Genomic DNA, 15,305 nt, shown 5'->3' with positions numbered 1-15,305 from the left:
TCAGGCGAGCCCCAGCCAGCGCCGCGGGGCCGGCAGATGCGCCAGCACAAATCGCTCGACGAGCAGCATCGCGAGCAGGCTCGCCCCCATCAGCGGCAGGAGCAGCCCGAGCAGCACCACCAGCGCGAAGAAGGCGATCGCCGCCGGCCCGGTCGCGCCAGCGCGCGGGGCCCCGAGCACGCCCTCGGGCCGCCTTCGCCACCACAGCACCGTACTGCTGATCGCGAGCAGGATCAGCCCGAGCGCGGTCAGCAGGTTGAGCAGCTGGTTGAGCCAGCCGAACGCCTGCCCCTCATGGATCGCCACGCCCCAGCCGACGAGCCGATCGACCAGCCGCCGCTGGGCGAAGTCCTTGCGGGTAAGGATCTTGCCGGTCTCGCCGTCGAGCGTCAGATCGGTGCGCAGCGGGCGGTTGGCGGCATCGGACTTGGCGGTCCAGGGCTGGCCGGGGCCGGTGGGCGGCGACACCAGCACCGGCGTCGCCAGCCGCAGCGGCCCCAGCGTCGCGATCAGCCGGTCGAGCGGCACCAGCGATCCGGACGGATGCGCCATCGCCATGCCGTGATGCTCGGCATGCTCACCCATCATCGCGCGGGTGCCGGCGTCCATCGCGGCGCGGCGGCGGAGTTCCTCGGCGGTGCCGGTGGTCCAGTCCTGCTTGACCGGATGGCCCTCCACCACCTGCCGCACCGCCTTGAGATAGCCGCCCCAGCTCTTCGCCCAGGGCAGGCCGGAGACGAGCAGGAACAGCGCAAAGGCCGATACCCAGAAGCCGGTGACGCCGTGCAGGTCCCGCCAGAAGCGCCGCCCGCCCGCGGTAAGCCGAGGGTAGAGCACGCCGCCCAGTCCCCCGCCGCGCGGCCACCAGAGGAACAGGCCGGAGAGCAGCATCACGATCGTCCAGGACGCCGCCAGCTCCACCAGATAGGAGCCGGGGGTGCCCGCCAGCAGCTCGCCGTGCAGGCGGAAGATCACCCGCATCAGCCGCGAATCCTCGTCCACGGTCTTGAGCACCGCGAGCGTCTGTGGGTGGACATAGACGCGCGTCTCTTCCTTCCCCTTGCCGACGATCACCTGCACCGCCTGGGTGTCGGTCTCGGGCAGCTGGTAGCGGTGGAGCACCGATCCCGGCACCGCCCGCACCGCCGCCGCCGCCTGGTCCGCCGCCGAGGCGCGCGGACCGGTGATCGCGAGGTTGGCATAGGGCGCGTCGATCAGCGCCTCCACCTGCGGGCGGAACAGGTAGATCGATCCGGTGACCGCCAGCCACAGCACGAACGGCACGCAGAACAGCCCGGCGTAGAAATGCCAGCGCCAGACCGCGGCATAGCTCGGCCAGCGGCGGCGGTGCGTGTGCGTCATGATCCCCTCCCCCATCAGAAGCGCGCCTTGACGCCGGCATAGACCGTGCGGGGCTGGCCCGCGTAGACCGAGCCGGTGGTGTTGGCGAGCACCGATGCCGGGTTCTCCGCGCCGGTGGCGGCGTTGAGGCTGTTGGCGATGATCGCGGCCGAGCCGACACTGGTCACATCGAACAGGTTCTGCACCGAGGCGTAGAAGCTCAGCCGCCCGGCCCCGCGCGGCGGATCATAGTGCAGGTTGACGTTGACCAGCGTCGCGCCGGGCATCGCCAGCAGGTTGCTGTTGTCGGCGAAGAAGCGGTCGCGCCAGGTGATTTCGGCAAACCCTCCCAGGCCCCGCAGCGGCCCCGCCGGCTGGTCATAGCCGCCGCGCACGTTGAGGAAGTTCGGCACCACGCCGGGGATCGCCTTGCCGTTGCGGTTGAGTAGCGTGGAGACGCCGCCGGCGGTCAGCCGCTCGCGGAAGTCGGTATAATATTGGTCGTTATAGCTGTAGCTCGCGTCGAGCTTGGCGCCCGGCAGCACCGCCGGCAGCGGCCTCCAGCTGACGCCCAGTTCCACGCCGCGATGCACCGAGCGCGGCACGTTCGAGGTATAGGCGAGCAGGTTCACGCCCGCCGACTGGCTGACCAGTTCGTTGGTGAACCATTCGTAATAGCCGGTCAGCTCCGCCTTGAAGTTGCTGCCCAGCGCCACCTCGGCACCCAGATCGACGCCGGTGTTGCGCTGTGCCTTGAGGCTGGTGTTGTTGCCCGCCACGCCCGCGCTGGTGACGAACAGATTGCCCGCCTGCGGGATGCCGTAGCCGGTCCCCACCCGCGCGTGCAGCCGCACCGCGTCGACCGCCTGCCAGAACAGCGCGGCCTCGGGCGCAACGTTGGTGAAATGCCGCTCGGCCGGGATCAAGGTGAGCACCGGGCTGGCGGCGACGGGATAGCTGTACGCCGTCTGGCGGACGTTGAGGATCGAGCGCTCCGCACCGATGCCCGCGATCAGCTGCAGCGTGGGCGTCAGCTGCAGCTCCTCGCGAGCGCGCACCCCCAGGTTGCGCACGTCGCCGAACACCGTCTGGGTCAGCGCGCCGAAGCCGTTGCGGCCGGCCGGCGTCTTGTTGAAGCTGTAGCTCTGGTTGTCGAGGTAATTGTAGAACACCCCCAGGAAGCTGGTCGCCGCCATGCCCGCGATGCTGCCGCGGTGGGTGATGTCTGAGGTCAGGTTGTAGCTGTCGAGCGTGCCCTTGAACGGCGTCGCGCTGGTCGGCTGGTTGACCACCCGGCTGTCGAAAGTGGCCTGGGTGCGCCAGGTGGTATCCGGCCCCAGGTCATGCTCGTAGCGGGTGCCGATGATCGTCCGGCGATCGTTGCGGGCGAGGTCGCCCTCGTCCGCCGTCTGGGCGATGCGCGCGCCGCTCACGCCGTTGACCAGCACCGAGATCGTGCCGCAGCCCGGCGCCGCGCTCGCCGCCGCCTTGCAGCCCTGCTGATAGGGGTTGGCGAGATACTGGTTGTACGAGAGGCGCGTGGAGAGGCGGAACTCGCCCTCGTTGTAGATCAGCTTCACCGCCACCCGGTCGCGCGTGCCCAGCTCGAACCGCGCAAGCGCGTTGATCGTGCCGGTTTCATAGCCCGTATGTCCGGTCGCGCCGTCGCCGCGGACATAGCTGCCGAACACCGCGATGTCGTGCGACGCGTTGCCGTCGCCGATCGTGGCATAGAGGTTGGCGAAACCGTCCCCACCGATATCGAGGCCGGCCTCCACGCCGTTGATGTCGCGCCCCGAGCGCGTGCGGAAGTTGACCGCGCCGCCCAGCGCATAATTGCCGTAGCGCGCCGAGGAGGGCCCGCGCACCACGTCCACCGCGCCATAGGCGTGCGGGTCGGTCAGATCGAAGCGGGCGAGGCCGTCGGGCTGGGTGACGGGGAAGTCGTCCTCGAACACCTGCAGATTGCGCGCGCCGAAGGAATTGCGCGCATTGGAGCCACGAACCGACACGCTCACGTCGCGCGGGCCGTTGCCCTGGGTCACCGCGATGCCGGGGGACAGGCGGACGATGTCGGCGATGGTCGTCGCAGGCGTGTTGCGGAACGCCGCGGCATCGACGGTGGTGACCGTCTGGCCGCTCACCTGCGTGGTCAGCGACAGCGCCTTGCTGGTGACGAAGATCTCGTCGGCCGACGCAGGCGCGGTCGGCGTGGTCTGCGATACGGGCGCGGGGGCATCGAGCTTCGCCAGCTCGGCGTCGATCGCGGCCCGTTGGCGCAGCAGCTCGGCGCGACGATCCTCATGGACGGACTGGGCGTGCGCCGCAGATGCGACGAGGACGGCCGAAACGGCCGCCGAAAACAGGTATTTGGACATGCATATTTCCTGATCCGGGTGCGCGCAGCCACGGATGCCCGCGCGCACGAACATTGAACGACGGAGTCAGGCGAAAAGCGGCGGTCCTCGCAGCGGCGGTCGCAGATAGACGCGCGCGACGATCGGGATCGCGGTGGCGGTGCGGATCGCCAGCGCCACCACGAAGGCGATCGCGAGGACCAGCAGCACCGGATCGACGCCGGACAGGCCGGGCATCGACAGGCCGGAAAAGACGCACGGCATCGCATGCTTCCGCGCCTGCTCGTCCGAGCCGGAGCGGTCCTCCTTGCCGGGGATCGTCACCACCATCGTCTGGGGCCCGTATCCGGAGCAGAAGCCGAGCACGAGCGTGTTGCCCGACGCAACCGGCATGAACCCCGCCGGCACCACGGCCTTCATCAGCAGCGCAGCCGCGATCAGCCAGCCGCACAGCAGGCGATGCTCAAGCAGGTGGCGGCGCAAGCTGGTCACGCCACGCACCTAGCGCGCACCGCGCGCCTTGTCATGCCCGGGATGCGCGCCAGCGTGCATAGGGCATCGCATCTGCGAGCCGGGTCGCACGGGTGCCCGCGCGTGCTTCGGCGGCTGCAGCCGCCTCCGCCTCCGGCATCGCCGTGCGCCGCGGCAGCTTGCCGGGTCCGTGACCGAGCCCGGCGAGCAATTGCGCCCACAAATCGACCGACACGCACCCTTCGGCCAATACGGGCACCCAGCCGCGCCGGGCGAACTGGTCGATCCGCTGCGCGAGCGCCGGCGACCGTATGCCGCCATGCAGGTATGCCACGAAATCCAGCGCGTCCTGGGCGAGAAGCGCGGATCGGCGGTTATATTCCGCGGTCTCCACAAACGGGGGCGTGCCGCAGGGCAGCAGGTCCAGCAACAGCAGAATCTGCGCGGCCGCGAGGTGCAGGTTGAGGCCTGCCGTAGGCGCAAAGCGCGCCGCGGCGTCGCCGATCGCGACAACGCGGCCCTGCCATGCCGTCGCGAGACGGCCGGGAGCGATCGAGAAGACCGGGTCCGGGATTGCGCCGGCCGCCGATGCGAAGGCGTCCAGCACACGCTGCTCGTCCGCCATCGCCTCCCAGCTCCCGGTCCAGGTGGTCGCGGACAGGCCCGGCTGTTCGTGCAGGAACGCGCCGCCTCGCCCGAGCAGCCGGTCGCGCAGGCTCATCTGCGGCGCGGTCGATCCGCGGCAGCTTCGCGCGGGACCGTCGGCCTCGGTCCACCCGCTCTGTCCGGCAGCGCTGCGAATCCAGCCGGAGCCCGTTGCGTCGATCAGCAGATCGGCCTCGAAGTGCGTTCCGTCCGCGAGCGCGATACCGCCCTCGCCGACGAGCCCTGCCGCGGGCGCCAACTCCCGCACCCGCGCCTGGCGCGCCAGCATCGTCAGACCCGCACGATACGCCGCCGGATCGAAGCGCAGCACCGGATCGATCAGATCGCCGCCCGCCGCGCCCGGGTCCAGGAACCGCTCGGCCTCCGCCAGCACCGCGGCAAGCGAAGGTTCGCCTGCGAAGCCGCCGGCTGCGTCGCGCACCGCGGCGCCGTGGCCCAGCCAGAAATCGGGCTGCGCGCCGATCCCCTCCACGTGGATCGCCAGGCAGTGGCTGGCCGCGGCGCGCGCGAGCAGCAGCCGCTCGCCGATGCCGATCCGGGCATGCAGCGACCGCAGCGCCGCGCCGCCCGACACCGCATGGTCGGCGAGCGCCGCTTCCGGCACCGCGCAGGGCAGCAGGAACACGTCGCTGGTAGGCAGCGCCCGGGCCAGCGCAATCGCGGCGAGCAGCGCGACCGGGCCGCCACCCACAATGCCGAGGCGGTTCAGCGGCCGCGGCTCAGCCATCCAGCGCCTCCCCACCGATCAGGTCGTGCAGATAGGCGGCATGGTCCGGCATGCTGCCCACCCGCCGGTCGACATCGGCACGAAGCGCCGCCATCGCGCCCTCCAGCCGCGCGCGATCGGGGAGCTGGGCGCGCGCATCCCAGGCGTCCGGCCGGATGCCCTGCCCGAGCAGCACCGCGACCCAGCTCGGCTCCAGGAACGGGCCGCGACCATAATGCGCGACCCGCGCGGAACGCCGCCACAGTGCCAGCCGCTCGGCCAGGCTTTCGGGCAGTTCCATCGTCCGCATCCGGTTCCAGAAGGGCGAATCGTCCCGCCGGGTGGCGTGATAGTGGAGGATCAGGAAGTCGCGGATCCGGGCATATTCGAAATCGATCAGCGCGTTGAACGTCGTCCGGTCGCCCTCTTCCACGGCACCGAGCGGAAAGAGTTCGAGCAGCCAGTCGATCGCCACCTGCACGAGATAGATGCTCGTCGACTCCATCGGCTCCAGAAACCCGGAGGCAAGGCCGATGCCGATCACATTGTGCGCCCAGGCACGCCGCCGCCGCCCGGGTCGGAATTTCAGGATGCGGGGCTCGGCCAGCGGCGTCCCTTCCAGCACGCCGGCGAGCTCGGCGGTGGCGGCGTCCTCGCTCAGATAGGCGCTGCTGAACACATAGCCGTTGCCCAGTCGATGCTGGAGCGGGATCCGCCACCGCCAGCCGGACGACATGCCGATCGCGCGCGTGAAGGGCTCGATCTCGCCGGGTGGCCGGGTGCACGGCATGGCGACGGCGCGGTCGCACGGCAGCCAGTCGCTCCAGCTCTCCCAATCCTCGCCCAGCGTTTCGCCGAGCAGGAGGCTGCGAAAGCCCGAACAGTCGATGAAGAGATCGCCCTCTACCCGCGATCCGTCCGCCAGCTCCAGCGCCGTCACGTCGCCGCGTTCCGCATCGCGTGCGACATGGCGCACGGTCGCCTCGATCCGCTCGGCGCCCAGTCCGCAGGCGAAGTCGCGCAGGAAGGGCGCGAAGCGCGTCGCGTCGAACTGATAGGCATAGCTGAACGCGCCCTCGCCTCCCAGGTCGTCGCAGGGCGGATGGAACCGTCGTGCCCGGGCCGCTGCCACTGCGATCGAATAATCGCCGATCGCCGAACCCTGCGCCTCGCGGTGCATCCGCAGCCAGTAGTGGTGAAAGGGCACGCCTGCCACCGGCTCGCCGAACCCGGCGAAGCCGTGCATATACTCCTCGCCCAGCGCACCGAAATCGTTGAACACGATGCCCAGCTTGTAGGTGGCGTGGGTGGCGGCCATGAACGCGGCCTCCTCGATGCCGAGGCGGCGGAGGAACAGGCGAAGATGCGGGAAGGTCGCCTCGCCGACGCCGACAATGCCGATCTCGGCGGATTCGACCAGCCGGACGGATACCAGCGGGCCCAATTGGTGGACGAGCGCCGCTGCAGTCATCCAGCCCGCGGTGCCGCCGCCGACGATCACGACTCGGCGCTTGCCTTCCTCGTCCAACCCGACCTCCCCTATGACATTTCCGCAACACTGGCCGCGAATTGCGCCTTTTCAGTGCTTTTGCGGCCGGCAATTAAATCAATCAAATACGTTTTTGTATTGCAGAGGCTGGCAACGCATTGCAACAAGGTGTCCAGCCGCCTTGGTAGCGTCGCGCAGGAACGTCGACGCCATCGAACCAGAGCGGATCATTCGGAGGGGAACCATGATCGACGCACGCTCGCGCCTTTCGCGCACCACCATCTTTTCGCTCGCAGGCACCGCTTCGCTGATCGCGCTGGCGATGGCACCGACGCAGGCTGCCGCGCAGGATGCTGCCGGCACCGCCGCCCAGGCCGATGCGCCTGCGCAGACGACCGGCGACGACATCGTCGTCACCGGCATCCGCGCCAGCCTGCGCAGCGCCCAGACCATCAAGCGCAATTCCGACACCGTTGTCGATGCAATCACCGCCGAGGATATCGGCGCGCTGCCCGATCGCTCCGTCAACGAGGCGCTGCAGCGCGTGCCCGGCGTGGCGATCAGCCGCTTCGCGTCGCCGTCGGACTCGCAGCACTTCTCGGTACAGGGCTCCGGCGTGGTCGTCCGCGGCCTCAATTATGTGAAGAGCGAATTCAACGGGCGCGATACCTTCGCCGTTGGCGGCGGTCGCGAGATCGGCTTCAGCGACGTGCCGTCCGAACTGGTCGGCTCCATTGAGGTGTACAAAAATCTAACCGCCGACATGATCGAAGGCGGCATCGCCGGCACGGTCAGCATCAACGCGCGCAAGCCTTTCGATAGCGCGAAGGACCTCGCCTATTTCTCCGCGTCGATGAACATCGGTGACATGGAGAAGCGCGGCGCGCCCGCCGTAGTGGGTCTCGTCTCCAAGCAGTTCACGACGCCCGGCGGCAGCCGGATCGGCGTGCTGCTGGGCGGCACCTACTCGCAGATCCGCTCGCAGAGCCAGTCGATCTACTTCTCGGGCTGGCTGCCGCGCCAGAATGACGACAAGAACGGCAACGGCGTGCAGGATGCGGGCGAAGGTCACACGATCAACGCCGGCACTGCCTATGAAACGACACTGTTCGACGCCTATCCGGTGCCGGCCGGCAAGACCAATGTCTACACGCCCCTCGGGCCGGGCTTCCGCGACCAGCATTTCAACCGCGAGCGGATAGGCATTTCCGCCGCGACGCAGTTCGAGAATGCCGATCGCTCGCTGCTGGTAACGGCGCAATATCTGCGCGCCGACAGCCGCGAGGCCTGGGTCGACCATACGCTGGAAGCCGCCAACTGGTACAACGACATCACCACCGTGATGCCCTATGGCAGCACCGCGCCTACCTATGACAGCAACGGCCTTGCCCAGACCGGCACGTTCGGTCGCGCGGTCTCGCCGGGTGGCTGGTACGTCAACGCCGCGGGGGCGCCGACCTATGCCAACGCGCTGCCGCAGTTCGTCGACAACAGCTACACGCTGAACCTGACCAACCGGAACTTCATCACCCGTTCGATCACGCAGGATGCTTCGTTCAACGTGAAGTGGCGGCCAACCGAACGCCTGCGCTTCAATTTCGACGGCCAGTATGTCGCGTCGAAGACCGACAATTACGACGCGACCGTGGACGGCAATTCCTACGGCCAGATCACCATCGACCGCACCCGCGACATTCCCGACATCAAGTTCGTGACGCCCGGGTTCAACACCGCGAACTATTTCAGCAGCGGCAACAGCATCTGGATCAACAACGCCAGCGTGAATCGCGCCAAGAATGACGGTCATGAATGGGCCTTTCAGGGCGATGCCGAATATGACGTGAGCGACACCTCGTTCCTGCGCAAGCTGCGCGTTGGGGGCCGCTATTCGGACCGTTCGCAGGTGGCGCGTACCAACGATTACAACAACTGGGGGTCGGTCTCCGCCAACTGGGCCTATCCGGCCGGCGCCGTCTCGATCGCCCAGGCCGGCCCGACCTCGGTGCTGACGTTCGACAACTTCCTGCGCGGCACCGTCACCCAGCCGCCCAGCGCCGCGTATATTCCGATCGACATCCTCACCGATGACGCGAAGCTGATGCAGTATGTTCGTAACGCGGTGAAGTTGGGCGGCAATGTCGGCAGCTACGTGCCGCTGCAGGACCGCACCAACGTCAACGGCGGCCCGCTGGTCGACGGCTATTTCCGCGACAACGAGATCTACCGGAACAGCGAGCGTACCTTCGCCGCCTATGTCCGCGCGGACTTCGGCGTGGATGCACCATTCGGCGGGGCGACCAAGCTGAGCGGCAATGTCGGCTTGCGCTGGGTGCACACCGAGGACAAGGCCTATGGTGGCGTCACCTTCCCGACCGCGAGCACGGTGTTCCAGCCGGACAGCGCCGGGGTGAATGCCGATGGTACGCCGCGCCCGGCCCGCTGGAGCACGATCCCGCAATATTGCGCCTATGTCGCGGCCAATCCGGGCCAGTTCAATCCGACGCCGCCGCTGTGCACCATCCCGCTGCAGGATGCGCTCAACGCCTATGCCTTCGCCAACGGTGCTTCGGTGGCGGACGTGGCCCAGCAGAAGTTCAACCACTGGCTGCCGTCGCTTAACGTCCGGCTGGACCTGACGACCAAGTTCCTGATGCGCTTCGCGGCATCGAAGGCGATCTCGCGCCCGAACTTTGGCGACCTGCGCAACTTCATCGGTATCGCACCGGCGGGCGGCAACCGCTCCGGCCTGTACGGTTTCTCGCTGCAGGGCCGGAACCCCTATCTGCGCCCGATCGAAGCCAACCAGTTCGACCTCACCGCCGAATGGTATTTCGCGCGCGTCGGCCAGCTGACCGGCACGCTGTTCTACAAGACGCTCGACAACATCATTCTCGACAACTCGCCGTTCACCCGCACCTTCACCAACAACGGCCAGACCTACACCGTCACCGGCAACGGCCCGGTGAACGCGTCGGGCACCGGTCGGGTGAAGGGCGCCGAGGTGTCCTACCAGCAGACCTATGATTTCCTGCCGGGCCTGCTGCGCGGGCTGGGGCTGCAGGCGAGCTACACCTATGTCTCGACCAACAGCCTGCCGAACACCCCGCCGGCGAATACGCCCGCGGACGGCAACCGGCCGGTGATGGACGTGACCGGCCTGTACGACAACCTCCCGCTTGCGGGCCTGTCGAAGCACAATGTCAACGTCGCTGCGTTCTACGACCTCAAGGGCTTCTATGCCCGCGCGGCGTACAGCTGGCGTTCGAAGTATCTGTTGAGCAACCGCGACTGCTGCTTCCCCTTCCTGCCGGTCTATGCGCAGGCGGCGGGCCAGCTCGACGCGTCGCTGTTCTACACGGTCACCAAGACCTTCAAGATCGGCCTCGAGGCGGCCAACCTCCTCGATACGACGACGAAGACGACCTATCTGCTCAACAAGAACGGCCTCGAAGCGCCGCGCAACTACTTCAAGAGCGATCGCCAGTACACGATCAGCGTTCGCCTGACGATGTGATGTGGAAGGGCCCGGGGCAGCAACGCCACCGGGCCCTTTCCTTGTCGGCGATGCCGTACTTGCTTACGCGTCCACCGATCCGTTTCACCGGAGGTGCCCGAATGCGCCGATATCTGCCGCCAGCCAGCCTCACCGCCATCGCGGCTGCCGCACCGCACGGTTTCGTGACGCGGACGCTGACGCCATGACCTGCCTCAACCGGCGCGCGGCGCTGGTCGCCGGCGCTGCCGCCGCGCTTGTTCCCGGATGGGCGGCTGCAGCCGGTCGGCCCGCACGCGGCGTACTCAGCAACCCGCGCGCGTCTGCCGGAGCGCGGGCCCTCTATGCCTATCTCTGGTCGATCTACGGGCGCCGTACCCTGACCGGTCAGCAGGAGCAGAATTTCTCGCCCGCCGGCCCGCGTACCGAGCTCGACTATATCCAACGCGTCACGGGCAAGCAGCCGGCGCTGGTTGGCTTCGACTATATCGAGCCCCGGGACGAAGCCGGCGTGAACGCCCGCGCGATCGCCTGGCACCGCTCCGGCGGAATCGTCACCCTATGCTGGCATTGGGGGGCACCGGATATTGGCACCGGCTACGATAATTCGAAAAAGGATTTCGACGTGGCCCGGGCGCTGGCCCCGGGCACGCCCCAGAACCGCGCGATGATGGCGCAGATGGCCCATACGGCGGCATTGCTGACGAAACTGCGCGATGCCGGCGTGCCCGTGCTGTGGCGCCCTTTCCACGAATTCAGCGGCGACTGGTTCTGGTGGGGCAAGCATGGCCCCGAGGCCTTCAAGGCGCTGTGGCGGCTGATGTACCGCAACTATGTCGATCGCTACCGCCTGAACAATCTGATCTGGGTGCTGGGATGGGCAGGGCAGAAGGTCGATCCCGCCTATTGGCCCGGGCGCGACATGGTAGATATCGCCGGCGCTGATTTATACGCGGAGGATCATGGCAACCTTGCGCCGATGTTCGGCCAGGTGAAGGCGATCGTCGGCGAGAGCATACCGATCTGCCTGCACGAGAACGGCCCGATCCCCGATCCGGCGACGCTTGGGCGTGACGCGGACTGGCTGTATTTCATGACCTGGCATACGCGCTGGTTGACCGATCCGTCGCAAAATATGCCCGAGCAGCTCAAGGCCGATTACGCCTCGACACGCTATCTGACCAAGGACGAACTGCCCGCGTTCAACTAGCGCGGGCGCGAACGCTTGCACGAGGAATGCATGAAACTCCCCTGTCTCTTCGGACTTTGCCTGACCGCTGTGCCGCTGCCTGCTGCCGCACAGGAGGCGCCGCTGCTCGCCACCGTCTTCTCCGATCATGCGGTGTTGCAGCGCGATCGTCCGATCCTGCTCTGGGGCCGTGCATCCGCGGGGGAGACCGTCACCGTGACGCTCGGCAGCGACAGCGGATCGGCGAGGGCCGATGCAGACGGCCGCTGGGATCTTCGGCTGCCGGCACGCCCCGCCGGCGGCCCCTTTCCCCTCATGGTGCGCGCGGGAACCAGGACGCAACAGCTTGCCGACCTCATGCTGGGGGACGTGTTTCTGTGCGGCGGCCAATCCAACATGGAGTTTCCGGCACGCCTGTCGACCGGGGCCTGGGGCGGCCTTGCCCATGCGCCCCAGCCAATGCTGCGCTTCGCTCATGTCGAGAAGGCGAGCGCACCCGCGCCGCTCGAGAATCTCGGCACGCCGCTGCGCTGGCGCGTGGTCGATGCGGACAGTGTCGGGGATGCGTCTGCGGTGTGCTTCTACATGGCGAGGGCGCTGCAGCAGCGCCTGAAGATCCCGGTTGGATTCATCGATTCCGACTGGGGCGGCACCACCATCCAGAGCTGGATCAGCCCCGAGGGGCTGGCGACGCTGCCGAAATACACCGAAAGCCTTCGCTCGCTGGCAGCGCTCGCCAAGGATCCCGCCGCAGCGCGCGCGCTGGAGGAAGCGCGCACGGAGCGCTGGTGGCGTGCCAACGATCCGCGCTGGTCGATCACCAAGGGCTGGTCGGCCGAGACGTTCGACGATGCCGGCTGGCCCAGCCTGAAGCTGAACGGGAGCTGGCGCGATGCGGGCGTTCCTGCCCTCGCCGCCTTCGACGGCGTGGTGTGGCTGCGCAAGGTGGTGACGCTGACCCCCGCACAGGCCGCCGCGGCCGACCGGCTTCAGCTCGGGCCGATCGACAGCAACGACACCGTCTGGATCAACGGACGCTGGACGGGGTCGAACAACATCAACTGGTTCTGGCGCGACTATGCGGTGCCGGCCGGTGCCCTTCACGCCGGGCGCAACGTCATCGCGATCCGCATACTCGGAGGGGCGGGCCCGACGGGTGCGGAGGCCAACCACTTGCTCAAGCTGCGCGACGGATCGGCGGTGCCGCTCGACGGTGCCTGGTCCTATCACCTTGCCGCGCCGCTCAAGGACAAGAAGCCGCCGATCCCGCCCTGGGAAGTACCGACCAGTCTCTCGACGCTGTACAATGCGATGATCGCGCCCGTCGCGCGCTACGGCTTCAAGGCTGCCGCCTGGTACCAAGGAGAGTCCAACGTCGCCGAGGCAAGCGAATATCGCGAACTGCTGACGCTGCTGTTCCAGGACTGGCGGGCGCAGATGGGGCAGCCGCAACTGCCGGTGCTGGTAGCGCAGCTGGCCGCCTATGGTACGCCGCTCGCCAAGCCGCAGGACTCGAACTGGGCGGTGCTGCGCAAGGCGCAGTCGGATGCGGTTGGCAGCGACGGCCATGCCGGGCTCGCCGTCACGCTGGATCTGGGCGACCGCTTCGACATCCATCCAACGCAGAAGCTGATCGTCGGCGAGCGCCTCGCGCGTGCGGCGCGCGCGGTCGCCTATGGCGAGGCAATCGCCCCCGGCGGCCCCGAGGCGCTCGCGGTCACGCGGAACAAGGGCGATCTGGTCATCCGCTTCCGCTACGTTAGCGGCAATCTGCAGGCATATGGCGCGGAGAGCGCGTTCGGGTTCGAAGCGTGCAGCAAGGCCGCCTGCCGCTTCGTTGCCGGCAGCATCGACGGCGACCGCATCGTGCTGCGCGGTGCCGATGCCGGCGACGTCACGCATGTCCGCTACGCCTGGTCGGATGTGCCCTATGTCAATCTGTACAGCAGCGAGGATCTGCCGGCCGTGCCGTTTGACCTGCCGGTGCACGCCGCGGAGTGACGGCTACCAGGCGCTGCGGTATCGGCACGGCGCCGGCGTGGTGAAGAGTACGGCGTGCAGGCCTGCCGCGTCGAACTGCACGCCCCTCGCGGTGGTAGCGGTGAAGCGCGGCCACGCTGCACCCGGTGCGCCGGTTCTCGCGAAATCGGTCCAGAGCCGCTGCAGCAAGGCAGGCCGGGTGCCGATCGCAAGCCCGTCAAACAGATAGGGCAGTTCCGATCCGTGGCTGCTACGACCGCCGTCCTTCGCCAGATCGAAGCGATAGCGCCATACCGGCCAACCCTGCCCGGCAAGCTGCCGCGCCAACCGGTCGACCGGGCAGGTGAAGATCAGATCGGTCGATAGCGCGAGCAGCGGGCCGCCGCGCCGAGGGTCCGGTGCGCGATAGAGCGGCGCCGCGGCGTCGGCCTGTACCCCGAAGCCGGCGCGCAACGCGGTGTCGAGATCGAAGGCGCCCTCCGCAGGCCCGAACTCGGCGACGTTGCTGCCCAGGATAACCGGCCGCGGCGGCGCATCGCGCAGCAGCTGCGCCGGCGAGCGCGGCAGGACCGCACCGTCGATCTGCGTGCGGAGCCACACCATGTCGTCGTTCCACACCGATCCGGGCGGCGTGATCACGGGGTCGTGCAGCTTGCGATCCGCCGCCAGCAGCGCGGCTGCGGGCGCGCGGCGAAGGCTGGCAATGTCCCGCGTACCGAGCAGCCGCGCCGCCTGGTCGCCCAGTGCCAGTGCCTCGCCGAACGGCCGGAACGGCATTCCGAAGCCCGGTGTCCCGCTCTCCAGGATCGCCTTGCTGAACAGCCCGCGCGCGGCTGGCGCCGCGAGCAGCAGCGAAACGTCCTGCGATCCTGCGCTTTCGCCGAAGATCGTGACGTTGGCGGGATCGCCCCCGAAGGCGGCGATGTTGGCACGCACCCAGCGCAGCGCGGCGATCTGGTCCATCAGCCCGTAGTTGCCGGCATGGCCGCCTGCCTCCGCCGCGGCGCCGCGATGTGCGAGAAAGCCGAAGATGCCCAGGCGATACTGGACCGCCACCAGCACGATGCCCTGCGCGGTGATGCGTGAATCGACCGTGCCGCGCGCCGAACCGGCGCGGTTCGAGCCACCATGGATCCACACCATCACCGGCCGCTTGCCGCGCGCGCCCGGCGTCCGCACATCGAGCGTGAGGCAGTCCTCGCTGGCATGCGCAGCATCCCGCGCGTTCCAGCCATACTCGTTCTGCAAGCAGGCCGGCGCCGGCTCCCGCGCCGCGCGGACGCCGTGCCAGCCGTGCACGGGCAGGGGTCCGCGCCAGCGCCGTGGGCCCAGCGGCGGCGCGGCATAGGGAATGCCGCGGAAGATCCGCGCGCCATCGTCCGCGATACGCCCCTCGACGATGCCGCCGCTGACCGTCACGCGCGGCGGCGGCGCTGCAGCAGCGGTCAAATGCACCGCGGAACCGAGCAACACCGGCCAGCGCAAGGATCTCCGCATCGCTTCCTCTCCTCCGTTGCGGCACGGTGTGCGCACCGTAGCTATCGATTTTATTCACCAAATGGTCGAATTCAACTGGTCGCCGCGACAGCAAGCCGATAGCGCGGAGGCGCCTA

The 15,305-nt window shown here is 68.3% G+C and carries 9 protein-coding genes; 3 read left to right on the top strand and 6 right to left on the bottom strand.

Annotated features, from left to right (window positions below):
* The 5 genes from OIM94_RS16625 to OIM94_RS16605 all read right to left on the bottom strand — a co-directional run bounded on the left by OIM94_RS16625 (position 1) and on the right by OIM94_RS16605 (position 7,069).
* A complete protein-coding gene (locus tag OIM94_RS16625) occupies positions 1 to 1,362 on the bottom strand; it encodes a PepSY-associated TM helix domain-containing protein (RefSeq protein ID WP_264607788.1) in 1,362 nt (453 codons plus the stop codon).
* A gap of 14 nt (positions 1,363 to 1,376) precedes the next feature.
* Entirely contained in the window at positions 1,377 to 3,719 is a 2,343-nt protein-coding gene (locus OIM94_RS16620) for a TonB-dependent receptor family protein (RefSeq protein ID WP_264607787.1), read from the bottom strand.
* A 66-nt stretch (positions 3,720 to 3,785) separates the two neighbouring features.
* Positions 3,786 to 4,190 (bottom strand): DUF2946 family protein, encoded by a 405-nt coding sequence (locus tag OIM94_RS16615; protein ID WP_264607786.1) that lies wholly within the window; start codon positions 4,188 to 4,190, stop codon positions 3,786 to 3,788.
* Between the two features lie 31 nt (positions 4,191 to 4,221).
* Entirely contained in the window at positions 4,222 to 5,562 is a 1,341-nt protein-coding gene (locus OIM94_RS16610; protein WP_264607785.1) for a tryptophan 7-halogenase, read from the bottom strand.
* A complete protein-coding gene (locus OIM94_RS16605; protein ID WP_264607784.1) occupies positions 5,555 to 7,069 on the bottom strand; it encodes a tryptophan halogenase family protein in 1,515 nt (504 codons plus the stop codon). Before OIM94_RS16605 ends, OIM94_RS16610 begins: the two co-directional genes overlap by 8 nt.
* A 205-nt stretch (positions 7,070 to 7,274) precedes the next feature.
* Here OIM94_RS16605 and OIM94_RS16600 point away from each other — a divergent pair, with 205 nt between their 5' ends.
* The 3 genes from OIM94_RS16600 to OIM94_RS16590 all read left to right on the top strand — a co-directional run bounded on the left by OIM94_RS16600 (position 7,275) and on the right by OIM94_RS16590 (position 13,713).
* Entirely contained in the window at positions 7,275 to 10,544 is a 3,270-nt protein-coding gene (locus OIM94_RS16600) for a TonB-dependent receptor (protein ID WP_264607783.1), read from the top strand.
* 184 nt (positions 10,545 to 10,728) lie between these two features.
* Complete coding sequence (locus OIM94_RS16595) at positions 10,729 to 11,733, top strand: glycoside hydrolase family 26 protein (protein ID WP_264607782.1); 1,005 nt, start codon at positions 10,729 to 10,731, stop codon at positions 11,731 to 11,733.
* A gap of 30 nt (positions 11,734 to 11,763) precedes the next feature.
* Positions 11,764 to 13,713, top strand: a complete 1,950-nt coding sequence (locus OIM94_RS16590) for a sialate O-acetylesterase (protein WP_264607781.1) — start codon at positions 11,764 to 11,766, stop codon at positions 13,711 to 13,713.
* 3 nt (positions 13,714 to 13,716) lie between these two features.
* Here OIM94_RS16590 and OIM94_RS16585 read toward each other — a convergent pair whose 3' ends face one another.
* Positions 13,717 to 15,189: a carboxylesterase/lipase family protein gene (locus OIM94_RS16585; RefSeq protein ID WP_264607780.1), complete on the bottom strand. Its 1,473-nt coding sequence runs from the start codon at positions 15,187 to 15,189 to the stop codon at positions 13,717 to 13,719.
* Positions 15,190 to 15,305 lie beyond the last annotated feature (116 nt).

It is taken from the genome of Sphingomonas sp. R1, from assembly GCF_025960285.1.
GTDB lineage: Bacteria > Pseudomonadota > Alphaproteobacteria > Sphingomonadales > Sphingomonadaceae > Sphingomonas.
The sequence above is the reverse complement of the archived record's forward strand: the minus strand, read 5'-3'. Positions and strand labels throughout refer to the sequence as shown.

Coding starts and splice junctions, on each gene's coding strand:
- OIM94_RS16625 (WP_264607788.1), bottom strand. CDS start 1,362: ATGACGCACACGCACCGCCGCCGCTGGCCGAGCTATGCCGCGGTCTGG.
- OIM94_RS16620 (WP_264607787.1), bottom strand. CDS start 3,719: ATGTCCAAATACCTGTTTTCGGCGGCCGTTTCGGCCGTCCTCGTCGCA.
- OIM94_RS16610 (WP_264607785.1), bottom strand. CDS start 5,562: ATGGCTGAGCCGCGGCCGCTGAACCGCCTCGGCATTGTGGGTGGCGGC.
- OIM94_RS16600 (WP_264607783.1), top strand. CDS start 7,275: ATGATCGACGCACGCTCGCGCCTTTCGCGCACCACCATCTTTTCGCTC.
- OIM94_RS16595 (WP_264607782.1), top strand. CDS start 10,729: ATGACCTGCCTCAACCGGCGCGCGGCGCTGGTCGCCGGCGCTGCCGCC.
- OIM94_RS16590 (WP_264607781.1), top strand. CDS start 11,764: ATGAAACTCCCCTGTCTCTTCGGACTTTGCCTGACCGCTGTGCCGCTG.
- OIM94_RS16585 (WP_264607780.1), bottom strand. CDS start 15,189: ATGCGGAGATCCTTGCGCTGGCCGGTGTTGCTCGGTTCCGCGGTGCAT.